The sequence below is a fragment of the Acidobacteriota bacterium genome (genome assembly GCA_040754075.1).
Classification (GTDB): Bacteria; Acidobacteriota; Blastocatellia; order UBA7656; family UBA7656; genus JBFMDH01.
Genome location: JBFMDH010000007.1, coordinates 196,201 through 220,921, shown reverse-complemented (window position 1 = coordinate 220,921; position 24,721 = coordinate 196,201). Strand labels below are relative to the sequence as shown.

Below are 24,721 nucleotides of genomic sequence, written 5' to 3'. Positions count from 1 at the left end.
TCGTAATTATCTCAAGTTCTAATCAGTATCCCGCGAATCATCATTAACACACGGCTTCTCAACAAGTCCAACAAAATTTGAACAGCGATTTGCCGACCTCCGGCTTTTGGATATAATCCCGTTGAGGAAATCTATGAGTGCAACAACTACCGAAACCCTTGAAACTGAAAAACTGTTAAACCGCATTGCAGCGGGCGAACGATTAACGATGGAAGAATGGCGAATCGTTGACGATTTTGCGCCTACCGAAGCGCTTGGGAAACTTGCCGACGCGCTGCGCCAACAATATCATCCCGATAATGTCGTCACCTATGTGGTTGACCGCAATATTAATTATTCAAATGTCTGCGTGTCGGTGTGTAATTTCTGCGCCTTTTATCGCAAACCCGGCTCATCGGAAGGCTACGTTCACGATTACCAGACCATTTTTGAAAAGGTCGAAGAGATGATCGCGCTTGGCGGCAGCGGCGTGTTGATGCAGGGCGGCTTGCATCCAGACCTGCCGCTCAGTTGGTACACCGGATTGCTCAGCGAACTCAAGCAACGTTACGGCATTCACCTGCATTGTTTTTCGCCGCCGGAAATTGACAACCTCGCGAAAATCACCGGACTTGGACTCGAAGGCGTGTTGCGCGAACTCAAAGACGCGGGACTCGATTCGATTCCCGGCGGCGGCGGTGAAATCCTGGTTGATGAGATTCGCCGCAAACGTCGCACCCATTGCAACAGCGAAGAGTGGTTGAATGTGATGGACGCGGCGCATTTGTTGAAGATTGCGACCACGGCGACGATGATGTTCGGGATGGGCGAAAACCGTGATCACCGTTTACTGCATCTGGAAAAACTCCGCGCCTTGCAGGAGCGCAATCCGGGATTCGTTTCGTTCATTCCGTGGACCTTGCAACCCGATAACACGGCGATTGGCAAACTCTACCCGGAGCGCGTCAAGCCGGATGAATACTTGCGGTGGTTGGCAATCGGCAGGCTTTATTTAAGTAGCATCCCCAATGAACAGGTGTCGTGGCTCACGCAAGGCTTGGATGTCGGACGAATGGGGTTGCATTATGGAGCCAACGACATCGGCAGCACGATGATTGAAGAGAACGTGATTTCCAAAGCCGGGGCGCATCACGAAGCGACCGAAAAGATGTTACGCGACGTGGTGATTGAAGAAGGTTTTACGCCTGTCAAACGCAAAGCCGATTACACGCGGATTGAAAAAGTAGAAACCGCATAAGGTGAGATTGTGATTTATAACAATCAGGATTGGAAAAAAATCAACGCGCGCGGCTTCATCCGGTTTTTGATTTTAAGAATAGGTTTCATGGTGATGGTTGCCACTGGCTGGCTTATGGTCAATCAGATATTGCCTGCTATTAAATCGGGTAAAGGAATAACTGGCGATGATTTTGCGCTTTTTATTTTTTTTATCGTTACTTTCGGCATTGGCGGAGGTTGGTTTTTGGCGTTACTTTTCTGGGCTGTGAATGATTCGCGCGTTAAATGAATTGGAAAAAAGAATGACACACAAAACGATTCGGGCTTTGCTACTGGTAATATTTTTCTCATTTGCGATTTCAGGAAAATCAAACCCCGTTCAAGCCGGTGCGACGGCAACCGTGAAAGCGTTTTATGCTTATCATTTCGCGCATAAATTCGATTATTCAAAACGCGGGCTTTTACAAAGGCGCAAGTGGTTGGATGACACGCTCTATAAATTACTGGTTGCCGAAGTCAGCAAACCGACAAAAGCGGATGAAGCGCCGGAGATGAACGGCGACCCGTTTACCAATTCGCAGGAATACCCGACCACTTTTCGCATAGGCAATACCAACGAATCAGCCGCCAAAGCCACGATTCAAGTCATCTTCATCTGGAAAGAGCAGGGCAAGGTCATCGACGAACGCCCGGTCGATGTTGAACTCGTAAAAAATAAAAACCTCTGGAAGATTGCCAATATCATCAGTGGCAGCGAGCCGGATGATAACCTATTGCAATTTTTGCAACGCAGCCGTTGATGTCAATACATCAGATTTCAGCTTTTGAGGACTGAAGGTTTTCGCTTCACCGTCCTCATTTTTATTGGTGAACAATGAGTAAAGAAATGCTTGAAAACTCTGCACCTCAAAGCGATTTTTTCGGAGATATGAATCCCGAAGAATTTCGCCAATACGGTCATCAGGTGGTTGATTGGATTGCCCACTATTTGGCGCATCCCGAAAACTATCCGGTGCTCGCGCAGGTCGAACCGAATTTTTTAAAAAATGCCCTGCCGCAAGCCGCGCCAACCACCGGCGAACCGATGGCTGATATTCTTGCGGATATTGATAAACACCTGGTTCAAGGGGTGACACATTGGAATCATCCGGGATTTTTCGCTTACTTTTCCGTCACGGGTTCTATGCCCGGCATTCTCGGCGAAATGTTTGCTGCCGCATTCAACGTCAACGCCATGTTGTGGCGCTCTTCGCCTGCGGCAACTGAACTCGAAGAAGTAACCACCAACTGGTTGCGTCAGATGATTGGCTTACCCGGTAGTTTTTCCGGCGTGGTTTATGATACGGCTTCGATTTCAACCCTGTGTGCAATTGCCGCCGCGCGTGAAGCCGTGACCGATTTGAATGTGCGCGAAGACGGACTCTATGGCGCAAATGCGAAACTGCGTTTGTATTGCTCGGAACACGGGCATTCATCGATTGATAAAGCGGCAATCACTTTGGGACTCGGACATCGCAGTGTCAGAAAAATCGCCTGCGATGCGGAGTTCAGAATGTTGCCCGAGGCGCTCGCTGCGGCAATTGAAGAAGACCGCCAGGCAGGTTGGCGACCGTTTTGTGTGGTGCCGACGATTGGCACGACTTCAATAACCAGTGTTGACCCGGTGGCGGCGGTTGCCGAGATTTGCGAAAAAGAAAACCTCTGGATGCACGTCGATGCTTCGTATGCCGGAAGCGCCGCGATTGTTCCCGAAATGAAATGGATTCTCGAAGGTTGCGAACGTGCCGATTCATTTGTCGTCAATCCGCATAAATGGCTATTCACGCCGGTGGATTTAAGCGTGTTGTTTTGCCGACGAATGAATATTTTAAAGCAGGCATTTTCGCTGGTGCCGGAATATTTGCGAACCGCGCAAGGCGAAGACGAAGTTAAAAACTTCATGGATTATGGCCCGCAACTCGGTCGGCGTTTTCGCGCCATCAAACTCTGGTTTGTGCTGCGCTATTTCGGCGTTGAAGGCGTCGTGCAAAGAATTCGCCAGCATTTGCAATATGCGCAGGAATTCGCTGCGTGGGTAAAAGATAGCGATAAATTTGAACTGCTTGCGCCGGTGCCGTTCAGTCTGGTTTGTTTCCGTGCCTGCCCGCCTGAGTTGCAGGGTGATGAAGCCGGATTAGAATCCTTGAATGAAAGACTCATGGCGCGGGTCAATGAACGCGGCAAAATTTTTCTATCGCACACTAAATTGAATGGCAAATTTACCTTGCGATTAGCGATTGGCAATATCCGCACATCACACGAAACCATCAAGCTGGCATGGGATGAATTGAATGAAACTTTAAGTGGATTATGCAAGGAATAGCCTGGCTCGACAGCTTTTGTCACACTCGCTTTTGTGATAGGTTCAGGTTGGGAGTATTAAGATACGGTCGCAAAAATTTACCCGCGATTAACTGTAGATGATTTGGATGCTTTGCCGGATGACGGCAATCGCTACGAGTTAATAGAAGGGGAATTACTTGTGACAAGAGCGCCGAGACTGAATCATCAGGGGATAACCTCTAATTTGATTTTGGCTTTCGGGAATCACTTGAAAAAATTTCCTGAAGGAAAAATTTATCCCACACCGGGCGTTATTTTTAGTGTGTTCGACGCGGTGATTCCCGATTTGGTTTTTATCAGCTATGAGCGATTGGCGGAAATATCTCAAGATGAAAAGTTATGTGGCGCTCCTGAATTGATTATTGAAATTCTTTCGCCCGGTACGGAAAATGCCAAACGCGACCGGCAAATCAAACGCCAGCTTTATCGCAAATACAGTGTGCAGGAATACTGGTTGGTTGACCCTGAAACAACAACCAGCGAAATTTATCGTTCGCCGAAATTTAATCAAGCAAAGCTTCTCACCTTAAATGATATGCTGACCACGCCGCTGTTACCGCAATTTCACTGTCCGGCGCATGAAGTTTTTGAGTAAGCATTCGGCATTCTTGCAAGCCTCTGCAAATTATCATCCGTTGAAACTGATGGAAGTAATGTCTTCCCAACGGACTTCGATGCGGCTTTGGGTGCCTAGTTTTACAATCACCGAATTGCCGTTCAGGGAAAACTCTTTGCAGCGGAGTTCGCTGCCGCCATGTAATTTGATGAGAATCGAATCGGTATCGCTTGATGAAGCGCGGATGGATTCCGTATCTTCGACATCAATGATGGCGTAACTTTTGGGTTCGCCGCTTGCCGTTTCGGTCATCGCCAGCCGCAATTGCCCTGAGGTTTCGCGCGTCAAGGTGCGACCGCGAACGGCGCTGCCGTTTTTGAGTAAAATGACAAACCCCGGTTGCCCTTCCTGTGCGATTGCCAGCACGGATACGGAAATTGAAAAAATGATTGCAAAAATGAGTGATTTGATTTTCATATCGACTTTCTAATTCTTGAATTGTTTTTCGTAAAGTTCTTTGAGCCGCGCCAGATAATCATTGCGGTCAACGGCATAATATACAGCAACCGGGCCGGTTTCAACCAATCGCGCAATCGCCTGTTCAAAAGCTTCCTGGGCGTCGTGCGTGGTGATGTCTTGAACGGCGAGATAGCCGGTTTTTCGCAGGCGATTGACGAATTCATGCAACGTTAAATGACCTTCAAAGGTGCGCCCGCCATGATAGTGTGAACGCGACAGTAGATGTTGCACCATCAAGGCATTGCCGTAAAGCCTGGGCGAAACATAAAGCCATTGCCGTTCATAATGCCATTCGTCATCTACCTGATGAGAAAGCTGCAGGCGATGCACCCCTTCCGCTAAAACCTCATCCCAACTGTTTGACGGGGCATAGCGTTTAACGGTTTCAATACCAATGTCGAGAAGCCATTGATTATTCGCGAAATCAATGCGCCGGTTCAGGCGTTCAAGCCATTCGGAAAAAATTTGCATGGTAGTGCGTTCGGGGTGCCACAGGGCGAATCGCTCCGACGCTTTTTTTAATGCCGTCCACAATTTTTTGCGCTCTTTTTCAAACGAAGGGTGAGCGTCAATGCGAATGGCGCGAAAGTCTGCAAACCATTTTTTCGCGGCTTTGCAATAAGGGCATTTTTTGGTCTCAGCGGTTTTGAAAAAGTGCGGGCGGGCAGTTGATGCGCCGGTGAAATCGGTCTCTTCGGGAAGGTGTTTTTTCAGTTCCGAGTAGGCTGTGCGCGGCGTGAGATTGAGTTGTTTAGTAAAAAAATCAAAGGCGCATTTCAGGCAAATGGTTAAACTGATTTCCGAACGCGCTGAACCCGGAATGGAATCGAAACTGATTTCGGACTTCTTCATAGGGCGGTTGTGGGTCGTCGGTAGTCGGTAGCCGATAAAAATCGGAGGAGTCAAATGCTGCCGACTGCCTACGGTGTTTGATGGTGGGGAGGGTGGGACTCGAACCCACACGGGAGATTATCCCAATGGTTTTTGAGACCATCGCGTCTACCTGTTCCGCCACTTCCCCTTGTCTTGAATGAGGTGTTTCAAAGAAAGCGTCATTGTAGCCGCCAAAACAAAGGCGCGTCAACCGCCGGTTCAATTTCTGTAAGTTTTTGCCTGACAGGCGAGAAAGGTTTTAGGAAAGGCAACGAGCCTTTATCTCTCGTTGCCTTTTATCAACTGGTTATTCAGATTTGGCGTCGGGATGAGTTTCGTCTTTGGTGACAATATCATCAATCGGTTGCCCGGCGGGGGAAACCCCGTGCGCGGAGATTTCATGCGCGAGATAACTTTTCATGAAACTGTGATGCCGACTGTAGAGGAAATAGATAACCAAACCGATTGCCATCCAGACAATCAAGCGCAGCCAGTTCGGCCACGGCAGCGAAAACATCAACACCAGACACATAATGATGCCTGCAATGGGAACGACCGGAACCATCGGGCAACGGAATGGTCGTTCGGCATCAGGATTCGTTCTTCGCATAATCAACACGGCTGCGCAAACCACCGCGAAAGCAAAGAGAGTTCCGATATTGGTCATTTCAAGCAAAGCGTCAATGGGCAGCAACCCCGCGCCGATTGACACAAAAATGCCGATGAGAATCGTGCTTTTCCAGGGGGTGCGGAATCGCTCATGAATATCTGCGAAAAACGATGCCGGAACCAATCCGTCCCGCGCCATCGCCAGAAAAACGCGCGGCGCGGATAACATCATAACCAGCAGCACCGAAGTGATACCGGCAACACCGGCAATGGCGATGATGACCTCAGCCCATTGCATTCCGATTGATTGAAATGCCATTGAAACACCGGCTCCCGTATCAATCTGGGTGTACTTCACCATGCCGGTTAGAACCGCGACGACCAATACATAAAGCACTGTGCAAATGAGCAAAGAGGCGACGATACCGATAGGAACATCGCGGTTCGGTCGTTTTGCTTCTTCAGCATGGGTTGAGACCGAATCGAAACCGATATAGGCGAAAAAGATAATTGCGGCTCCCGCCAGCATTCCAACAGGTCTGCCGCCGACGGTTTCGCCCCAAACGGTTTTGCCGAAAATATTCAGCCCGCCGAATCCATAAGGCGCGAATGGTTTCCAATTGTCGGAATTGATGAAAAATGCGCCGACCAGAATAACGAATAAGACCGCAGCGATTTTGATGGCGACCATCGTAGCGTTAAACGAGGCGCTTTCCTGGATGCCTTTAACCAGAATGGCGGTGACGATGAGTACGATGATAACCGCAGGAAGATTGACAATGCCGCCGGTTCTGACAAAATGCCCAGCTTCGGCATCATAAATAATCGGCGCGCGACTTATCACCTCCGGCAAATGTATGCCTATTTTCGGCAACAGACTCTGGAAAAAACTCGACCAGCCGTTTGCCACAGTCGCCGAACCGACGGCGTATTCGAGGACCAAATCCCAACCGATAATCCAGGCGAACAGTTCTCCCAGCGTGGCGTAAGCATAAGTAAACGCCGAACCGGCAACCGGAGCCATCGAAGCGAATTCGGCATAACACAATGCCGCAAACACGCAAGTAATACCGGCAACCACATAAGACAACATTAATGACGGACCGGCGACGTTATGAGCCGCCGCGCCGGTTGCAACAAAGATACCAGCGCCGATAATCGCGCCGACGCCAAGCGCAGTCAATTGTACTGGACCAAGTACGCGACGGAGCCGATGCTCGCCTTTCATCTCCTCAAGCAATACATCAAGCGGTTTTTTAGCAAACAATTGATTTGCCATTCAATGACCTCCAATTTTGGATTCAAAATTTTATTCGGGATTCAGGATGAAAATATATTAAGAAACACCCCTATTCTTTGCCTGAACCAAATACTGCAATCACTGTCGAATTCCCGATTAGACAACCGATTGAAGCTGTGCAGTCGAAGCTGTTCAGTCAACAATTTGCCAGCCTTTTTAACACGGGATTAAATATGCCGGACGCAGCTATCCGATGAAATAAAAACTCCGAACCATGAACATCAATAGCAAAGCTGGATTCAATAAAATGCATTGAAAATTGGCGTGGGCTATACTACACAGCGAATTTTTCCAAGTCAACAAGGCGGGAAGAAAGTGCTAATTTACGACGTTGTTTTTACAACTTTTCTGCTGACGTTCAATCAATGGTATGGGGTTGAAAATTGCAGTGCTTTGGTTATCTCGAAGTTCGTTCGATGCTATCTTCGATGACTTCATCCAAAGCCCCGGATGGCGTCGGGTTAGGGGAGTTTTTCTGCTTGCCGAGCGACCATTTGAGAAATGGCGGCGTGACCAATGTCGTGACAATCACCATAATCACCACTGCGCCAAAGGTTGCCGAACCAATTACCGGTTCGGCGACGCCTTCCGCGTTGGGAAGCATCAAGGTGACGCCGATGCCCGCGAAAATCAGTCCGACTTCGCCGCGCGGAATCATGCCAAGCCCTATGGATAAGCGGTTGATGCCTTTTTCCAGAGTTGCCAGTGAACAAATCTGTTTGCCGATAATCGCTGCTACGGTCAGACACGCGGCAAAGCCCAGGACTTCAACCCGGGCAAAAGCCTTCAAATCAACTTTAAGTCCCATCAACACAAAAAAGATGGGAACCAGCACCGTGCTGATCGGCGCGATTAAATCTTCGAGGTCGCGTTCGCCCTGTTGATTGAATGATTCAAAATGGGCTTCATCTAAAACCAGCCCTGCGGCAAACGCGCCGACAATCGGCGCAAGTCCCACGAGCGCTGCAACCCAAGCCATTGAAAAACAGAAAGCGATGGCAAGCGCCAGCAGCACACCGCGACTTTCCAAACGGCTCGCGCCGCGAAACACCTGCGGAATCAGATAGTGACCAACCGCAATCGCACCAATCAGAAAGACCAGCGATTTTCCGGCAATCAACGCCACATCGCTTACAGCAAGCGCCCCGCCGTTGGCGCTGGCTTTAATCGAACCGGCAACCACCGCGAGAATCAGCAACCCCAGTACATCATCAATCACTGCCGCGCCCAAAATGATGCGCGATTCGCGGGTTTGCAATTTACCCATATCTTTCAACACCCGGGCAGTGATGCCGACACTGGTTGCGCAAAGCGTCGCGCCAATAAAAATATGTGCGAGCGTGGCTTCGTTGGGAAGAAAATAGGCGGCAACTCCCCAGCCCAAAAAAAACGGCGCGATGACGCCTGCCACAGCGACAAACAAAGACGACCAGCCAACCTCCTTCATCTCTTGTAAATTCGATTCCAAGCCGACTTCAAATAACAGAATGATGACGCCGATTTCAGCCAGCGCGCCGATTACTTCGTTGCTTTTGAGTTGTTCAATGGAAGTCAGTCCAAGCAAAGTCAGATTGCCGACGAGGATGCCACCAACCAGTTCGCCAAGCACTGCCGGTTGTTTGAAGCGTTCAAATACTTCGCCGCCCAGTTTGGCGACTACCAACATCAGCGCCACCCCCACAAGCACCAGTGGGTTCAACCCATGACCGCCTTCTGCCGCTGCGGGTTCACCGCTTGCGAAAACCGTTTGTGTAGTGATGAGCAATCCGCCCACTAAAATCATTCCGAAAATTTTTTTATTATTTAAGGCTCGCATAATCGTGGTTTTTTTATATCGCAACCGGACTACAAAAAAGCTATTCCGAAGGCAGAGGAATAAAATATTTGCCTTCAAGGTTTTCAAGACCGGCGCTGCTTTTCGGTTTAGCAATCGGGTAATTTCTGGCATCGATTTTGAACTGCGTCAGGAGTGAAGCGGCAATCACAATAATCTCGCGCTGATAGTTTTTGCCCTCTTCGTCAAGCAGGCGCTGACGGCGTTTATTTTTATCGCGATAGCGCCAGTTCGATAAAGTAACCAATAAACCATAATAAAATGCCGCGCCGAGAACCAATGCAGAAATAAAGTTGGCTGAGGTATTGCGCGTGATAATCGAATACACAATCACCAGTATGCCAAACACCATGACGATTCTTGCCATAAACCAGCCGTATTTACGAAACCACATCGGCTCGGTTTTGATGAAAGCTTCGCGACGATGGGCGCGATCTTTGGCTTTTAAAAAATCGCGCAATTCGGCAATGCAATTGGTCGTCGGTGGCACTTTGACGATGAGCTTCTGCATATCAACCGGAGCTTCGATTTCGCCGATAATCAATTCCAGAAGCTGGCGCACATCATCAGGTGCCGCAGGCGTTTCACTTTTCTTGTGGGATTTGGTTTTTGCGTTTGCCATTTTGAGATTGAGACGCAGGGATGAAATCAAAGAGCATAGTGCTTTCAATCCGCAGTTTTTATTTTAATACCGACATATTGTGGATTGAAAAAACTATGCTCTCGAATCGCGCAGCCAATTAACGCCCGTTCATTTTTTCTGCCTCAAGATTTTTGAGAAAGTGTAAAAGGTGAGCGTCAAAATAAATAACCATGCGCAGACGATAAAGACCCACCCCCCGGTGGTCATCTGTGGTCGCGCGACTTCCTGAAAAAAGAACCCCGGTGTATTTGTCAACATTTCCATAAGCTATACCCCCTCCGGACTCGGACGACGATATTTTTTCCAGGCGTAATAAACCAGATAAACAAACAGGAAATAGATCGCAATCATCTCGATACGCGCGCCCCAGTGATACCAGAAATTGGCTGCCTCTTCATGATTGGGAACCAGTTGACGACCCACCAATCCGAATTCGTAAGCGAGGCGGTCGCCAGCCGAGGCGGCGGCTTTGCTCCAACCCGGCATATCTTCCCATTTTTTAAAGAAGATGCGCGGCAACATATCATCAATCGCGCCTTTGATGAGAATGATGATTAAGAAAATCGGCACTACATACTTCATAATCGGGTAGAAAAACTGCGGCAGTTTCATCTGCTCGCCTTTGCGAATCTCTGACCACGCCTGCTTGCTGCCGAAAATCCAGAAAAACAGAATGGTTTCAATCAGCGAGAAAATTAACAGGAAAAACGCCCCCGCCCAGAAATCGAACTCATCAAGGAAACCATATTGCAGGTACATGATGATGGGAATCGCCGCAACCAGCATAATCGCGCCAACCAATAATGCCGCTTTGTTACGGGTCATCCTCAGTTCATCTTGCAGGAAAGCCATTGCCGGTTGCGCCAGCGCAAGCGACGAGGTGATACCTGCGAAAAAGAGCAGAGTGAAAAACAGACCGCCGAAAAGAAAGCCGCCTGGCAATCCCGAAAAGACCGCCGGCATCGTTTGAAATCCGAGATTGAAGGTGCCGCTGTTGGCAATCGCGGTTGCCGCGCCGGGACCGAAAAAGGCTGCGGCTGCCGGAATCGAAATCGAACCGCCGAGAATGACTTCGCAGAATTCATTCATCGATGAGGTCGCAAGTCCGGTGAGCACGATGTCTTCATCTTCTTTCACATAACTGGCATAGGTTTCAATCGAACCAGTGCCCAGTGACAAGGTGAAAAAGATTTGACCGGCGGCGGCAAGCCAGACCGCGCCATCAGTGATTTTTGAAAAATCGGGATTCCAGACGAACGCTACGCCATCCATTGCGCCCGGCAGCGACAGCACCCGGATACCGACGATAATCGCAAAGAGGATCAATAGCGGCATACCGATTTTCGCCATCTTTTCAATACCACCCGCAAGACCGCGTGAAATGATAAAGATGTTGGCAAACAGGGTGAGAATAAAAAACGTCACACTCATCACGGTGCCGGAAAACGGCAAGGTGTTATTGGTGCCCTGATAGGTCGCCAGATAATTTCCCATGGTATCGAAAGCTTGTTGCGGGGTCTGCCCTTCGATACTCGGAATCTGATTGGTGAAAGACAGAACGGCATAGCCGAGCGTCCACGATTCCAGATAGGTGTAATAGATGACAAACGCCAGAGGAATGAAAACTCCGAGCGCCCCCAGATATTTTGCCAGCGGATGCTTCCATAATTTTTCAAACATGCCGGGCGCGGTTGAATAACCGAATTTGCCACCGTATCGCCCGACTCCCCATTCAATCCACATTAGCGGAATCCCAAGCAGTAGCAGGGAAATGAAGTAAGGAATCATAAATGTGCCGCCGCCGTTTTTGGCGGCAAGCGCCGGGAAGCGCAAAAAATTTCCCAGACCGACAGCATTACCGGCCATTGCCAGCACCAATCCGATTTGCGAACCCCAACCTTCGCGTGTGGCTGGTGCCGTTTTGGTTTCACTCTCCATAGCCGTTATCTCCTGGTAGAAAGGTTTAACCAATCTCAATTCTCTGATTGCTTATTGGTTGATGATGGTTTAACAACACTCCTGTACTTAAACAGCTATTGTTCACCTTGAATTTAATAACGTCTTTAAGTTTGTGTTGCCTAAGAATTGACCCGCGCAATACTACACACGGACTTTGACTGTCGTCAATGAAATCGCTTGAATGAACGATTGAATAAGAATGTGCCTTGTCAGAAAGTTTATGCTGGAAATCTGCCAAACCACCTGTTCTCGTTCAGCGCCGCTTATTGGTTATATCCGCGAACCGTCAGCACCGGGCAGGGTGCCTGACGAATGATGCGGTCGGTGGTTGAACCGATCAAATCCTCTTGAATGCCCGAATGCCCCTGCGTGGCGATGGCGACGAGGTCAATGCCCTGGGCTTCGATAAACTGGAGAATTTCGCTTTCGGCTTTGCCTTCCGTGACGTGATAAGAAGTGACTGCATCGGCATCTGGAAGGGAAGCAATGTGAGATTGCAGGTAGGCTCCGACATCGGCTTTCAGGTTGTCGCCCGCAAGACCTAATTCTGCATAAAAATCCTGACTGTCTTCTTCAATGGAATGCAGCACGAACAGATGCGCGCCAAATTTTTTCGCAAAGGTTGCCGCAGGCGCAAACGCCTGTTTCGCAGCCTCTGAAAAATCGGTGGGAAAGAGAATCTCTTTCAATCTGCCGGTGTAATTTTCAGGCGTTGCATCTTCTCCGGTCTTGACGATAAAGACCGGAATCGTTGAAAACCGCGAAACCTCTTCGGCAGTGCTGCCGCCGAGAAAAAATTGCGAAAGCGCCGAATGCCCATGCGTTGCCATGACAATCAAATCGCAATTTTTTTTGCGCGATAATTCCAGGATGTGTTTGTAAGGCGCATGACCGCGAATCACGACGCGCTCGGTTTCTACCTCACCATCATAATCTTCCAACGATTTAAAGCTGTGTTCGGGATTTGCCGGGTCGGACTCACCGGGTTCTTCAACGTGCATGAGAACGATTTTCGCTTTGAACGCCTTTGCCAGAGCTGTAGCATAAGGAAATGCGTGGTTGGAATTCTCTGAAAAATCGGTTGCAAACAGAATGGTGTTTATCTGTGCCATGAGGCTGAATCCTTTCATTGTGCTTTGTAAATCGCCAACATGGTAATCGTCTCGCGAAAACCCGTCAACAAAGGAGCCGTAAATAAAAATGATTTTTACGGTGAGCAATACTCCTGTGGATGTTGCTCAGCGTAGATTTGCATCTGTACGCGCTTGAACCCCTCGCGTCTTCAAGCTATCTTCTTCGTGCAATATCGCAAACCAGATAAACCATCAGTGAATTACATCGGCTCCAAATTTTCGCTCTTACCCTTCATCGAAAAAGTTTTTTGTCGAATTCAGGATGGCAAAGAAAAAGTTGTCTGCGACCTGTTTGCCGGAACCGCAGCCGTCGGACGATTTTTTAAGCGTAAAGGTTTGCGGGTGATTGCCAATGATTTGCAATACTACGCCTATGTTTTAAACAAAGCCTACCTTGAATTGAATCAACCGCCGCCATTTAAAAACCTGGAAAAACAATATGCAAAAGTCTTGATGGGGTATCGCAACCCCGCTGTTGACAGCGTTCAAGCGATTCTTTCCTTTATCAACCAGATTGCGCCGCAACGTGGATTTATTACCGAAAATTATGCGCCTTGCGGCAATCGTTTTTATTACACCCAGGACAATGCCGAACGCGCTGACGCCATCCGTCAGACCCTCGAACGGTGGCGCAAGGAAAAAATTATCAACGAACGAGAATACTTTTATCTGCTTTGTTCGTTGCTTGAAGCCATCGATCAGGTCGCCAATACCGCAAGCGTCTATGGCGCGTATCTCAAAAAATTCAAAGCCAGCGCCCGCAAGCCGCTAAAGTTGAAACCGCTGGAACTGACGAATGGGGTTAGGGGTTGCAAAGCCTACAACCAGGACGCCAATCAATTGATTAAACAGATTACCTGCGATGTGCTTTATCTGGACCCGCCTTATAATCACCGTCAATACGGCGCAAATTATCACGTTTTGGAAACCATCGCGGCTTATGATGCGCCACAACTTCGCGGCGTCACAGGGATGCGCGATTATCCGCGCAGTCGTTATTGCAAACCGCTTGAAGCCCTTGAGGCGATGCGCGAATTGATAACCGCAGCGCAAACCAAACATATTCTGGTGAGTTATAACGACGAAGGGATTATGAGCCTCGAAGATATTCGCGAACTTTTGAGTTTGCGCGGCGAGCCGCAAACCTTTTCGCAAAAATATAATCGTTTCAAAGCCGACAACGGACGCCAGTATAAACGCGGTGAAACCGTCGAATACCTGCATTATGTCCGGGTGGTCAAATCCTGAGTCGCGTGGTGATGTCGGAAAATTCAAATTGCTGCGCGGTGTTGCGATATTTGCCGCGCCGGTGTTTGATTTGAAAAGACACAACCGTGCGCCCGTCAATTTTGATGCCGAATTCCGAAGCGATAAGCTTGCCGCCACGCGGACGCCCAGGCAAAAAAGAGATTCTATCGGCGGTTAGCGTTTCAATACCGATTTCATCGACAAGCGATTCCCATTTCACCTCGCCGGTCGAGCGGTCGAGGATGATTACCTGGCTTCGGTCATTGCCGCTTTTGTAAAAGCGTAATTGCCTGAGAAGAAATTTCATGGCTTGCAAATCGCCGAGTCTGGCTTTGCGAAAATCGGTCGGCGTGCAATCCGTGAGTTGCAATTTGCGAATCAGAATTTCTGCAACCAAGCGTGATACATTCAAATAATATTTTTTCAACTCGCTCATCGACTCGAATCCGAGGTCGCCAATCAGTTGATGCAATTCGTCGTTTGAAACATTGAAATAACGCTTCGCCCATTTCTCTTCAAAGAGCGGCGTTTGACCTTCGGCGACCGCGACCTTTTTTGATTTATCGGTTTTGACTGATACCGGCAAAGCTTCGCGGTCGGCGAATTCCAGTCGCAAATCCCCGGCTTTGGCATCGGCAAATTCGTGTGCCGTATGACGAACCTGGAGCAGGCGAAAAGGCGCGATTTTATTGAGTAAAAGTGCTGCGCCTTGCCGCGTGGCTTTTTGAATGCTGGCAATCTCTTGGGGAAAAACTGACCGGCTTGCGTGCGATGCGGGAAGCGCATTGATCGCCTCGCGCATTTTCAATTCAGCGCGGGCGGTGGCAAAAAGTTGTTGTTCGAGTTTCGCGGCTTTGATGATTTCATTAGCGAGACTCAGTTCAGCGAAAGTGCCAAGTCCGTCGTGGAATTTGCCTTCGATAATTTCAAATTCGGTTTTCGATAATTCGGCTTTTGCCGGGGTTTGAGCGAAAGACAGCGTTGCGGTGGCTGATTGACTGACAAGCAAAATGCCCGCGATTAGCAAAAGATAAACGATTCGCAAGCTTTTGCGGACTGAATACGACATCTTGATTTTTTGAATCGCCAAGCCGCCAAATGCGCCAAACTGTTCAACCTCTGCTTTGGCAAATCCGGTGACTTGGCGATTATCCTTTTGAAAGGATTTCAATACTGGCGAAGCTAAACCGTCGATTTGTGAATCTGTCTTTTCAGGCGATGAATTGCCCGCCGAACCTTTTTGAGTTCGGTGTGATTGCCTTCGGCAATGACTTCATCGCGTTTTGCCTTCAACTCTTTGATATGCGATTTGATGTCAGTTTTGTTGATGCCGACAACCTGATGATGAGCGTGCATATCAATGTTCAGGGCTTTGCAGATCTCCCTGAGCAAATGCTCTTTGTTCATTTGCGAATAACCCTGCACAATGTCTTTGCCAATATCGCGCAGCTCGGCAAGGGTTTTGGGTTTCAGTTCTTCATAAGTGTAAGCCATAAAATTTTACCTCCTGGAATTATGGTTTATGTGTGAAGACTAAAAACAAATAAATAATCGTCAAGATGGCTAACCCGCCTGCAATGCCCAAAGCCATCGTCACTTTGCCGGATTGTGCCGCATCGCGTTTGGCATTCAAAGCGCGACGAATGACGATTGGGCAAAGCACCAGGGCATTCAACGTAAGCGGTAATATCATAAACAATGATTTTTCCAACCACGCATCACCATTAAACGAAGCGGCAAATGGCGAGCCTTGCAGTTCACTGTCTTTATTGGCAATCAACCACAAATCGAACCAGCGCATAAATAACAACATCAAGGTGCCGATAACGCCAAGCCATGCGCCGGTGTACGCCGTATTCGCATCGTGAGCCGCCGGATTGGTTGCGGTTTCGATACCCGTTAATCGGCTTTTAACCGAACCATATGCAACGTAAATCACAAACCCGAAATTCAACCACGCGGCAAAGCGAAGCCACGAAGTCGGCGGCAAAAAGTAAATCAAATACAAACAGGAAATGATGCCGAGAATCGGTGTCATGATGCCGCCCGGCGCGCGGAACGGGCGTTTCCGCTCAGGCTCTTTCACGCGCAAAATCAAAATCCCGGCGCACACCAAAATGAAGGCGAACAGTGTGCCGATGTTGGTCAAATCAACCATCTCGTCGATGCTGGCGACAGCAGCGAACACGCCGACGAATAAACCTGTCAAAATGGTTGCGACGTGCGGGGTGCGGAATTTCGGATGGACTTTATAAAAGGCTTTGGGCAGCAATCCATCACGCGCCATCGAAAAGAAGATGCGCGGTTGTCCGAGTTGAAACACCAATAACACAGCGGTGTGGGCGATGACCGAGCCGAAAGCGACGATACCGACGGCGAGGTTGGATGTGCCTTTGGGCATTGCGTGTTCAAGCGCCATAGTCAACGGTTCCGCCTGTTCGGTAGCGAGTTTTTGGGTGAGGTCTGGATAGGAAATCAATCCTGAAAAGACGACGCCGACGATGATATAAAAAATTGTGCAGATAATCAGCGATGCGATGATGCCGATGGGCAAATTGCGTTGCGGGTTTTTGGTCTCTTCGGCAACCGTCGAAACCGCATCGAATCCGATATAAGAGAAAAAGACAATCGCCGCGCCGGCGCTGATGCCGACGAAACGATTCGGGGCAAAGGGTGTGAAGTTCGCGGGTTGAATATAAAACATGCCAACGACGATGAAGAAAGTCAGCACGACGATTTTTATGGCAACCATGATGGCATTAAATCTGGAACTTTCTTTCACCCCCCAGACCAGAATAATGGTGATGGCGGCGACGATGAAAATTGCCAGAACATTTAAAATAATCGGTTGTCCAAAAAGATGAGGCGCATCGCGATACACCGTTTGAATGCCGTTTTCGTCAACAATTTTCGCGGCGGTGCGATAATCCATCGACAGCCAGTCGGGAATGCTGATGCCATCGGGCGCAAGTCCGGGAATGTGCAATCCCTTCAACAAGGTTTTGAAATAATTTGCCCAACTGATGGCGACGGCGATATTGCCGACTGCGTATTCAATGATTAAATCCCAGCCGATGACCCAGGCTATGAGTTCGCCGAGTGTCGCGTAAGAATAGGTGTACGCCGAACCGGAAATCGGCACCATCGAAGCGAATTCGGCATAACAGAGCGCCGTGAATCCGCATACGATAGCCGTGATAATGAAGGAAACCATCAAGGCAGGTCCCGCGCCCGGACGATTGGCATCGCCCGCTGCCGCGGTGCCGATGGTGGCGAAAATGCCTGCGCCGATAATTGCGCCGATACCGAACATCGTGAGTTGCACGGGACCCAATGCGCGATTCAATTTATGTTCAGGTTCTTCGGCATCACCCAAAATTGCGTCGAGCGATTTAGTGCGGAACCATTCTCTCAAGGCAGCTTTTTGCTGTGTCTCCTGTTTTGTATCCATGTGCCGGATGTCCTCGTTTTGGTCTTGTGTTGTGAACGCAAAAGCGCCGCGATTATTTACTTTGCCAATGTATGATGTCAAGCAAACATTAGGTGCACAGTCGGCTTGTCGCACGGCACCAGCTTGCCCCTACTCACACCTGCTGCTAATGGAGATGAGCCGGTCAGTAGCTCAACCGTGAGGGGGCGCAGTTTCCCCTGGGCTTCCGCAAAACGCGAGACGCGCCTATGAAAGTTCAGACGGGAAAATAACCGCAGACGTTCCCTCGTTATCATCCAACACCTCGCGCACTTTTCGAGTCAGGCTTTCGATGGTGTAAGGTTTCTGTAAGAAAAAGGTTCCTTTGCCCAGCACGCCGTGCTGCATAATCGCGTGATCAGTGTAACCTGAAGTATGCAGGATTTTGATTTTGGGAGCTAGCGCATTGATACGATGAGCCAGTTCGCGCCCGCTCATATGTGGCATGACCACATCGGTTACCACGAGGTCAATGGATTCCTTAAACTCCTCAACCAGTGCCAGCGCTTCATTGCCATTCATGGCTTCCAGCACCTTGTAGCCGCTTGCCGTCAGGATTTTGCGCCCCAGCACCCGCAAGGAATCATCGTCTTCGACAATTAAAATAGTTTCCTGACCTGCCGAAGTTTGAGCGGGTTGCTCGGATGGCTCTACCTCCGCAATCGTCTCCGGCAAGTGGGGCAGATAGATTTTGAAAGTGGTTCCTTGACTGGGTTCGCTATAGACCCATATATGCCCTTCGCTCTGTTTGACGATGCCGTAGATAGTTGCCAGTCCGAGACCGGTTCCCTGGCCTGATGGTTTGGTGGTAAAGAAAGGCTCAAAGATTCTGGATTTGGTTTCAGCGTTCATACCGATACCGTTGTCACTGACTGCCAGCATCACATATTGACCGGGAGTGACCTCTGCGTGATGTTGGGCATATTCTTCGTTGAGGTAAGCATTACTCGTTTCGATGATGAGCTTGCCGCCATCAGGCATTGCCGCCCGGGCGTTGACCACAAGGTTTACCAACACCTGTCCGATTTGCCCCGGATCGGCATAAACCTGCCCCACTTCCGGATCGAGTAGGGTAACGAAATCAATGTCCTCGCCGATCAGTCGTCGCAGCATTTTTTCAACGTCTCCAATCACGGCGTTGAGGTCAATCGCTTTCGGTTGCAAGACCTGGCGGCGGCTGAATGCCAACAATTGCCTGGTTAGCATCGAAGCGCGGTCGGCGGCGTTCAGAATAATGCTGAGTTCTTCGTACAACGGGTCTGTAGGTCTAAGTCGCTGTAGCGCCAGTTGCCCGTAGCCGACGATGACGGTCAACAAATTATTGAAGTCGTGAGCCACGCCACCAGCGAGTACGCCTATGGCTTCCATCTTTTGCGAATGCAGAAGCTGCTCCTGAAGTTCCTTGCGTTCGGTCACGTCCTCAATCGCGCCTTCAAAGTACATGACTTCTCCGCTCTCGCTACGCACCACTTGGGCGTTGCCTGCCACCCATATGCTGGTTCCGTCCTTGCGGCGAATCTGCAATTCTACTCCTTGTGCGACTCCCTGTTCTGTCAGCAAGTGCCGCACTTGCTCCTGAGATTCAGGTTCTATGTAAAACTGCTCTTGTACGCCGGTCGGTAAGGCGAGCAACTCTTCGGGCGAGTTGTAACCAAGCATTCGCGCCATCGCCGGATTGGCGGCGATAAATCTGCCTTGCGGCGAGATTTGGAAAATGCCCTCCACCGCTCTCTCAAAAATTTTGCGATATTTCTCTTCCGCCTGCCGCAGCGCCTCTTGCGCCCGCGCCCGCTCGGCGATTTCAATCTCAAGCGCGGCGGTGCGCTCTTTTACTTTCTCTTCGAGTTGTTCATTCAATTTCTGTAGATCGGCCTGCGCCGCTGTCATCTCCTCATTTTTTTGCAGCGCCACTTCATAAGTGGAGATGAAGAGGTCTAAGATTTGCGCCCGGTCAGCGGTGATGAGTCGCTTTTCGCCGCCAAAAAAGATTTCCAATCCGAATTGCGGCGACTGATTGCGGCGCATTTCCCGATTCACCAGCAGGTAGTTGATGCGTGAGAGCAGGTAACGTTCTTCGTAGGGCTTGGTGATAAAGTTGTCGGCTCCGCATTCCAAACCCTTCAACACATCCAGCGGATCAGAAAGCGCAGTCAACAGGATGACCGGAATATCCTTGAGATGTTGATTCGCCTTGATGCGCCGACAAAGCTCGTAACCATCCATTTCCGGCATGGTGATGTCACTGATGACAATCGTCGGTTTGTGATTGGTGATGTTATCAATCGCTTCTCTGCCGTTGCGGGCAATGGCAACGCTGTAGTGATGGCTCTCCAGAATGTATCTCAATTGTTCAGCCTGTGTGGGGCTATCCTCGGCAATTAGTATTTCTACGGTATCTTTCTTGAATTCGTTATGCGGTTTCATGATAAGTCCTCGTTTCCCGTCAGGAATCAGAAGCTGTTCAAATCGCTTCTAAGGTTTCAGCGCAAAAAGCAGGCGAAAGCCCTTATAACAAGACGCTGCTAAATCGAAACTTATGAGGTTGGTACAAATATCAATTGCGAACTCTGCAAAACCGCCAAAAAATTTGCGTTACTTTGATATGTAGCGCCCTGTGAACAGTGCACCAATCTCTTGCGGTCTGATTTAGACGGTTGTTTTGCCAATCAACTCACAGAGCAGCGCGATGATTTCATTTGGCGAAAGTACATACTGTGCGGCTTCTAGCTTGACCGCCTCTCCCGGCATACCAAAAACCACAGAGCTTTCTTCATCCTGCGCAATAGTGATAGCCCCTAGTTCTCGCAACAACTTCAACTCCTCAGCGCCATCTTTGCCCATGCCGGTGAGCAGCACGCCGACCACCTCGCCGCCGCAGATCTGCGCCACAGAACGGAAGCTGTAGGACACGGAAGGTCGAAGATGATTTTCAGGCGCGTCCTTGCTGAGGGATATCCGCCCTTGGGCATTCAACCCGGTGTGAAACCCGTCGGGAGCCACATAAGCGTGACCGGGTAACAGCGTGTCGCCTGCGCTTGCCAGATGAACTGGAAAATCGGTGGCGTGCGTGAGCCAGTTGACAAACCCCTGAGCAAAGCCCGTTCCGATGTGCTGCACAATCAGCACCGGCGCGGCGAAATTCTTCGGCAACCCTGCCAGAATCGTCTGTAGCACAGGCGGCCCGCCCGTTGAAGCGCCAATTGCTACCAGCTTGATTTTCTTTGTCGCCTGAGCCGGTGTGTGTCTTTGGGAACTAACCAGCGGAGTGCTGGCATCGTCAGGTCTTTGCGCTCGGCGTCTGATGACCTGCACTTCCGACATCAGTCTGACGATTTGCACCAATTCGCGAGCCGCTCTTTCATAATCTGGATGCCCCAACCCCGGAGGCTTTTCAATGATCGCCAGCGCTCCCGCCTGCATAGCCTGAAAAGACTTTTCCACTTCCGTAGATTGCCAACTCGCGCTCACAATCACGATGCGAGTGGGCGACTCGCGCATGATTCTGCGCGTGGTTTCAAAGCCATCCATTCCGGGCATATGAATGTCCATCGTGATGACCTTGGGTTGGTATTGCTTTGACGCCTCGACAGCTTCTTCGCCGTTGCTGGCATAGCCGATTACTTCTATATCGGGAGCCGAGTTCAGGATGTAAGCCAGAGCCTCTCTTTGAACGGGTGAATCTTCGACGATGAGAACGCTGATCATTTATTTCCTCCGGGTTGCAGCAACTAGAGCAATCGCTGAATCACCTCCAGCAGGTTGCTCTGATCAAAACTCGATTTCACGATGTAGGCATTCGCGCCCGCGTCTATACCTCTTTCACGGTCCTCACGCGTTTCCAGCGCCGTTACCAGCACCACAGGCATTTCGGCAAGCTGCTTGTCGGCGCGAATCTTTTCGGTCAAGTCAAAGCCATTCATGCGCGGCATCTCAATATCGCTCACCACCAGATCAAAGGTTTCCGTCTTGAGTTGGGTGAAAGCGTCTATGCCGTCAACTGCCGTGCTGGTGCGGTATCCGGCTGATTCGAGAATGTTCTTTAACAAAGCTCTGGTGGTTATGGAATCGTCCACAACCAAGATGGCTCCCTGCTTCGCCTCGGATTCTTCAACAGGTGCGGCAAGCGATTTAGTGACCGCGCGCGCCGCAACGTTCATCATATCCGCCACGTCCAGAATCGGCGCGACCTGACCAGACCCCAGCACGGTTGCTCCCGCAAGATTGCGAACGCTCAAGAGTTGTTTGCCCAGGCTTTTTGCCAACACTTCCTGTTCGTTGAGAATCTCGTCAACGCCAAATGCCATATGCTTGCCAGCAGAGGACAGAATCATCACGGGGATGAAGGCAGCGTTTTCCGCTCTCCTGCCATTGCCAGGCAATTCCAGCACTTCCTGAAGGCGCGCAAAGGAAATGGTCTCTTCGTCAAGCTGAATCGTCTCCTTGTTCTCAACGGTCTTGATATTATCCAAAGGGATTCTCGCCACTCTCTCGACATTGGTTGTGGGAACCACGAAGGTACGGTCGCCCAGGCGTATGAGTACGCCGCGAAAGGTCGCCAGCGTGATGGGCAGATGAAGGCGGAAAACCGTTCCGGCCTCAGGCTGCGTTTCAATCGCCACGCCGCCGCCAAGCTTTTCGACTTTTTCGCGGACAATCGCCAGACCCAGTCCGCGCCCCGATAGGTCTGTGATAATCGGGCTGGTGGAAACGCCTGAGTCGAAGATGAGCGACAATGTTTCCTGCGCGCTCAAAGCTTGCAGTTCTTCTTTGGCAAAGCGCCCGCTCTTGAGCGCCGCCGCTCGCACCGCCGCAAAGTCTATGCCCGCGCCGTCATCGGAAACCAGGACTTCAACTTTGCCGCCTTCTTCTGAAGAGATCGCTATGCGCAGCCGGGCGCGAAGCGGTTTGTTGCGCGCTTGTCGTTTGTCGGGATTTTCAATGCCGTGATCTACGGCGTTTCTAACCAGGTGAATGAGCGGGTCTTTGATTTCGTGCAGGATGCGCCGGTCAATCTCTATCTCCGCGCCTTCAATGACTAATTCCACCTCTTTGCCTCGGTCTCGCGCCAGGTCTCTGACCAGTTTCGGAAACCCCGTCAGAAGCGAAGAGAAGGGAAGCATCAACATCTTTTTGGCATCGCCAAGCAGCCCATCAACCTGTTTGCTGAGAGCATAGTGGTCGTGGCGGACGGCTTTGGTCAGCGCCGCAAGTTTTGCTTCCAGCGACTGGTGGAAAGCGGCGTTCCATTCGAGAAACTCGGTGAGCGTTGGCAAGTATTCGGTTGCTTCGGTAGACGAATTTCCGTTTGTCTTGCGTTCAACCAGCGGGTGGACTTTGCGCAAGACTGGCGGGATTTTTGACCACTGCTTTTTCCAAGAGGCCAGCGCGACATTGATTTCTGAAAGTTCGGCTGCTCTCTGCCCGAGCGCCAGTTTTGCCGAGAGCATCTCTTCCACCTGTGGCAAGAGGGCGTCCAACCTGGCGGTCGAGATTCTCACGGTTTCCGCCAGCGCAGCCGTTTCCGTCATTCCCGTTGACGCTATCGCTTCAGAAGTTGAAGTCTCGGCTCTTTCGGGCTGACCCCATACGCTCGTCACTGCATCTGTTGGCGCTGGCGTTTCAGCCGTTTCTTCTGCCTGCGCGGCAGAGCGGTCAACTGGTGAAGCGGGCAAAGGTTTCGCTTCGGGCAACGCCTCGCCTTTTGCTGCCCGCTGAAGCAGCGCCATCAGTTCGTTGGTTTTCGGCTTAACGGATTTGCTGCCTTCCATCTCGTTATTCGAGAGGAACTGCCGTATGCTGTCCAAGCCCTGATGCAGCAGATCATACAGCGCCGGAGACAACGCGATTTCATTCCCTTTCAAAGCAGCGAACACGCTTTCCAAAGAGGCCGAGACCGCTTCAATCTCCGCGCTGTTGACGGCACGAGCCGCGCCTTTCAAACTGTGCGCTTCGCGGAACACCGCCTCGATAATCTCCTTCTGCTTTTGCGCGTCCGCAGTCTTTTCTAATTCCAGCAGTCCCGCTGACATCGCTTGAAGGTGATCGTCAACTTCAATTCTGAAGGTCGCCCAAAGCCGTTTGAGAAATTCTTCCTCTCTGCTGCTCATTTTACTCTATCCCTATCGGTGGTTACCTGCGCGTAGCCTTGCTTCTTCCGGCAGCGTTTCTCTTGCCGCCCAATGCTACTTTTGAGACGCCTTTTGGTTGACCAGAAGGTTTTTGCTCAACAGCAACTTCCTGGCGTCGAGGACAACCACTCTGTCCCTGGTAATGCCTTTCAAATAGGCTTCCTGCATCTGTATCAATGCAGGCAAAGACGTTTGCAATTGATCGGTTGGCAGGCGACGCGCGCCGATGATGTCATCTGCCAACACCCCGAACTCCATGTTCTCAAAGTGAAGAATGATGATCTTGTGCAGATCGGCGATGCCGGTTTGTGGGAAACCTAAGAACTTTTTGATGTTGATGACCGAGAGGATTTGCCCACGCGCCTGCACGATGCCTACGACAAACGGCGGTGTGCAAGGCAATGGCGTCAGTCCTTGAAACGGAACGACCTCTCGAATGTATGCCGATTCAACAGCGTAGCGTTCATAAGCCAGCACAAATTCCAATACCTCAAGTTCTTCTACAAGCGCGTCGGGTTCCGCCTCCATAGCCAGTGCGCGGGCGCGTTCGTCAAGAATCTTTTTCTTTTGCGCTGCGCTTGCGGAAAGGTTCGCATCAAGCGATTGCTGCGCGGCGGCTATGCGGCGATGAACCTTGCTCCAGTCTATTTGCTGGTTCCCTTGCGGTAATTCTTGATTCTGCTTCATAGCGTTGCTCCTTTGGCGAAAGGTCGGGCATCCAACTCCTGCGGCAATTTGTAGCGCGTCACCAACTGCCGCAACTTCTGCCCCAGTTCGTGCAAGTTCCTGGCAGCGGATTCGGACTGTTTCGCCCCATCCACGCTCTGCAAGGTCGCTTGATTGATGCCGC

The 24,721-nt window shown here is 50.3% G+C and carries 20 protein-coding genes and 1 tRNA gene; 6 read left to right on the top strand and 15 right to left on the bottom strand.

Annotated elements, in window-relative coordinates:
* Nucleotides 1-133: 133 nt before the first annotated feature.
* From AB1757_10350 to AB1757_10330, 5 genes are all read left to right on the top strand, one after another.
* Entirely contained in the window at nucleotides 134-1,237 is a 1,104-nt protein-coding gene (locus AB1757_10350) for a CofH family radical SAM protein (protein ID MEW6127429.1), read from the top strand.
* Between the two features lie 87 nt (nucleotides 1,238-1,324).
* Nucleotides 1,325-1,507 carry a hypothetical protein gene (locus tag AB1757_10345; GenBank protein ID MEW6127428.1) on the top strand — a complete coding sequence of 61 codons (183 nt, stop codon included), beginning with the start codon at nucleotides 1,325-1,327 and terminating at the stop codon, nucleotides 1,505-1,507.
* Between the two features lie 13 nt (nucleotides 1,508-1,520).
* Entirely contained in the window at nucleotides 1,521-2,018 is a 498-nt protein-coding gene (locus tag AB1757_10340; GenBank protein MEW6127427.1) for a DUF3828 domain-containing protein, read from the top strand.
* A gap of 74 nt (nucleotides 2,019-2,092) precedes the next feature.
* Entirely contained in the window at nucleotides 2,093-3,580 is a 1,488-nt protein-coding gene (locus AB1757_10335) for a pyridoxal-dependent decarboxylase (GenBank protein MEW6127426.1), read from the top strand.
* Between the two features lie 102 nt (nucleotides 3,581-3,682).
* Nucleotides 3,683-4,195: a Uma2 family endonuclease gene (locus tag AB1757_10330; protein MEW6127425.1), complete on the top strand. Its 513-nt coding sequence runs from the start codon at nucleotides 3,683-3,685 to the stop codon at nucleotides 4,193-4,195.
* Nucleotides 4,196-4,228: 33 nt separating this feature from the next.
* On the opposite strand, the gene AB1757_10325 is transcribed toward AB1757_10330, so the two are convergent.
* The 8 genes from AB1757_10325 to AB1757_10290 all read right to left on the bottom strand — a co-directional run bounded on the left by AB1757_10325 (nucleotide 4,229) and on the right by AB1757_10290 (nucleotide 13,005).
* Nucleotides 4,229-4,633, bottom strand: coding sequence for a hypothetical protein (locus tag AB1757_10325; protein MEW6127424.1), 405 nt, complete (start codon nucleotides 4,631-4,633; stop codon nucleotides 4,229-4,231).
* 9 nt (nucleotides 4,634-4,642) lie between these two features.
* The gene (locus AB1757_10320; protein MEW6127423.1) at nucleotides 4,643-5,527 is read right to left on the bottom strand and encodes a hypothetical protein; all 885 of its coding nucleotides are present in this window, start codon (nucleotides 5,525-5,527) and stop codon (nucleotides 4,643-4,645) included.
* 81 nt (nucleotides 5,528-5,608) lie between these two features.
* Nucleotides 5,609-5,696: transfer RNA gene (locus AB1757_10315), tRNA-Leu, on the bottom strand.
* Between the two features lie 159 nt (nucleotides 5,697-5,855).
* Entirely contained in the window at nucleotides 5,856-7,436 is a 1,581-nt protein-coding gene (locus AB1757_10310; protein ID MEW6127422.1) for an amino acid permease, read from the bottom strand.
* Between the two features lie 418 nt (nucleotides 7,437-7,854).
* Nucleotides 7,855-9,297, bottom strand: a complete 1,443-nt coding sequence (locus tag AB1757_10305) for a cation:proton antiporter (GenBank protein ID MEW6127421.1) — start codon at nucleotides 9,295-9,297, stop codon at nucleotides 7,855-7,857.
* A gap of 16 nt (nucleotides 9,298-9,313) precedes the next feature.
* On the bottom strand, nucleotides 9,314-9,913 hold the full coding sequence (locus AB1757_10300) for a hypothetical protein (protein ID MEW6127420.1): 600 nt from the start codon (nucleotides 9,911-9,913) through the stop codon (nucleotides 9,314-9,316).
* A gap of 288 nt (nucleotides 9,914-10,201) precedes the next feature.
* The gene (locus tag AB1757_10295; GenBank protein MEW6127419.1) at nucleotides 10,202-11,872 is read right to left on the bottom strand and encodes a sodium-dependent transporter; all 1,671 of its coding nucleotides are present in this window, start codon (nucleotides 11,870-11,872) and stop codon (nucleotides 10,202-10,204) included.
* Nucleotides 11,873-12,156: 284 nt separating this feature from the next.
* Nucleotides 12,157-13,005 (bottom strand): universal stress protein, encoded by an 849-nt coding sequence (locus AB1757_10290; GenBank protein ID MEW6127418.1) that lies wholly within the window; start codon nucleotides 13,003-13,005, stop codon nucleotides 12,157-12,159.
* 216 nt (nucleotides 13,006-13,221) lie between these two features.
* Between AB1757_10290 and AB1757_10285 the strand changes: the two genes are divergently transcribed.
* Entirely contained in the window at nucleotides 13,222-14,274 is a 1,053-nt protein-coding gene (locus AB1757_10285) for a DNA adenine methylase (GenBank protein MEW6127417.1), read from the top strand.
* Here AB1757_10285 and AB1757_10280 read toward each other — a convergent pair.
* The 7 genes from AB1757_10280 to AB1757_10250 form a co-directional block, all read right to left on the bottom strand.
* Entirely contained in the window at nucleotides 14,264-15,445 is a 1,182-nt protein-coding gene (locus AB1757_10280; protein ID MEW6127416.1) for a hypothetical protein, read from the bottom strand. The genes AB1757_10285 and AB1757_10280 overlap by 11 nt on opposite strands.
* Nucleotides 15,446-15,456: 11 nt before the next feature.
* A complete protein-coding gene (locus AB1757_10275) occupies nucleotides 15,457-15,768 on the bottom strand; it encodes a hypothetical protein (GenBank protein MEW6127415.1) in 312 nt (103 codons plus the stop codon).
* A gap of 19 nt (nucleotides 15,769-15,787) precedes the next feature.
* The gene (locus AB1757_10270; GenBank protein ID MEW6127414.1) at nucleotides 15,788-17,725 is read right to left on the bottom strand and encodes an amino acid permease; all 1,938 of its coding nucleotides are present in this window, start codon (nucleotides 17,723-17,725) and stop codon (nucleotides 15,788-15,790) included.
* 225 nt (nucleotides 17,726-17,950) lie between these two features.
* Complete coding sequence (locus tag AB1757_10265) at nucleotides 17,951-20,167, bottom strand: response regulator (GenBank protein ID MEW6127413.1); 2,217 nt, start codon at nucleotides 20,165-20,167, stop codon at nucleotides 17,951-17,953.
* A 222-nt stretch (nucleotides 20,168-20,389) separates the two neighbouring features.
* The gene (cheB, locus tag AB1757_10260) at nucleotides 20,390-21,448 is read right to left on the bottom strand and encodes a chemotaxis-specific protein-glutamate methyltransferase CheB (protein ID MEW6127412.1); all 1,059 of its coding nucleotides are present in this window, start codon (nucleotides 21,446-21,448) and stop codon (nucleotides 20,390-20,392) included.
* Nucleotides 21,449-21,471: 23 nt separating this feature from the next.
* Nucleotides 21,472-23,850 (bottom strand): hybrid sensor histidine kinase/response regulator, encoded by a 2,379-nt coding sequence (locus AB1757_10255; GenBank protein MEW6127411.1) that lies wholly within the window; start codon nucleotides 23,848-23,850, stop codon nucleotides 21,472-21,474.
* 75 nt (nucleotides 23,851-23,925) lie between these two features.
* Nucleotides 23,926-24,558 carry a chemotaxis protein CheW gene (locus AB1757_10250; GenBank protein MEW6127410.1) on the bottom strand — a complete coding sequence of 211 codons (633 nt, stop codon included), beginning with the start codon at nucleotides 24,556-24,558 and terminating at the stop codon, nucleotides 23,926-23,928.
* Nucleotides 24,559-24,721: the final 163 nt, after the last annotated feature.

Excerpts from the sequence above, each read along its gene's own strand:
- AB1757_10350 (MEW6127429.1), top strand. The coding sequence starts at position 134 with ATGAGTGCAACAACTACCGAAACCCTTGAAACTGAAAAACTGTTAAAC.
- AB1757_10345 (MEW6127428.1), top strand. The coding sequence starts at position 1,325 with ATGGTGATGGTTGCCACTGGCTGGCTTATGGTCAATCAGATATTGCCT.
- AB1757_10340 (MEW6127427.1), top strand. The coding sequence starts at position 1,521 with ATGACACACAAAACGATTCGGGCTTTGCTACTGGTAATATTTTTCTCA.
- AB1757_10335 (MEW6127426.1), top strand. The coding sequence starts at position 2,093 with ATGAGTAAAGAAATGCTTGAAAACTCTGCACCTCAAAGCGATTTTTTC.
- AB1757_10325 (MEW6127424.1), bottom strand. The coding sequence starts at position 4,633 with ATGAAAATCAAATCACTCATTTTTGCAATCATTTTTTCAATTTCCGTA.
- AB1757_10320 (MEW6127423.1), bottom strand. The coding sequence starts at position 5,527 with ATGAAGAAGTCCGAAATCAGTTTCGATTCCATTCCGGGTTCAGCGCGT.
- AB1757_10310 (MEW6127422.1), bottom strand. The coding sequence starts at position 7,436 with ATGGCAAATCAATTGTTTGCTAAAAAACCGCTTGATGTATTGCTTGAG.
- AB1757_10300 (MEW6127420.1), bottom strand. The coding sequence starts at position 9,913 with ATGGCAAACGCAAAAACCAAATCCCACAAGAAAAGTGAAACGCCTGCG.
- AB1757_10295 (MEW6127419.1), bottom strand. The coding sequence starts at position 11,872 with ATGGAGAGTGAAACCAAAACGGCACCAGCCACACGCGAAGGTTGGGGT.
- AB1757_10290 (MEW6127418.1), bottom strand. The coding sequence starts at position 13,005 with ATGGCACAGATAAACACCATTCTGTTTGCAACCGATTTTTCAGAGAAT.
- AB1757_10275 (MEW6127415.1), bottom strand. The coding sequence starts at position 15,768 with ATGGCTTACACTTATGAAGAACTGAAACCCAAAACCCTTGCCGAGCTG.
- AB1757_10270 (MEW6127414.1), bottom strand. The coding sequence starts at position 17,725 with ATGGATACAAAACAGGAGACACAGCAAAAAGCTGCCTTGAGAGAATGG.
- AB1757_10265 (MEW6127413.1), bottom strand. The coding sequence starts at position 20,167 with ATGAAACCGCATAACGAATTCAAGAAAGATACCGTAGAAATACTAATT.
- cheB (MEW6127412.1), bottom strand. The coding sequence starts at position 21,448 with ATGATCAGCGTTCTCATCGTCGAAGATTCACCCGTTCAAAGAGAGGCT.
- AB1757_10255 (MEW6127411.1), bottom strand. The coding sequence starts at position 23,850 with ATGAGCAGCAGAGAGGAAGAATTTCTCAAACGGCTTTGGGCGACCTTC.
- AB1757_10250 (MEW6127410.1), bottom strand. The coding sequence starts at position 24,558 with ATGAAGCAGAATCAAGAATTACCGCAAGGGAACCAGCAAATAGACTGG.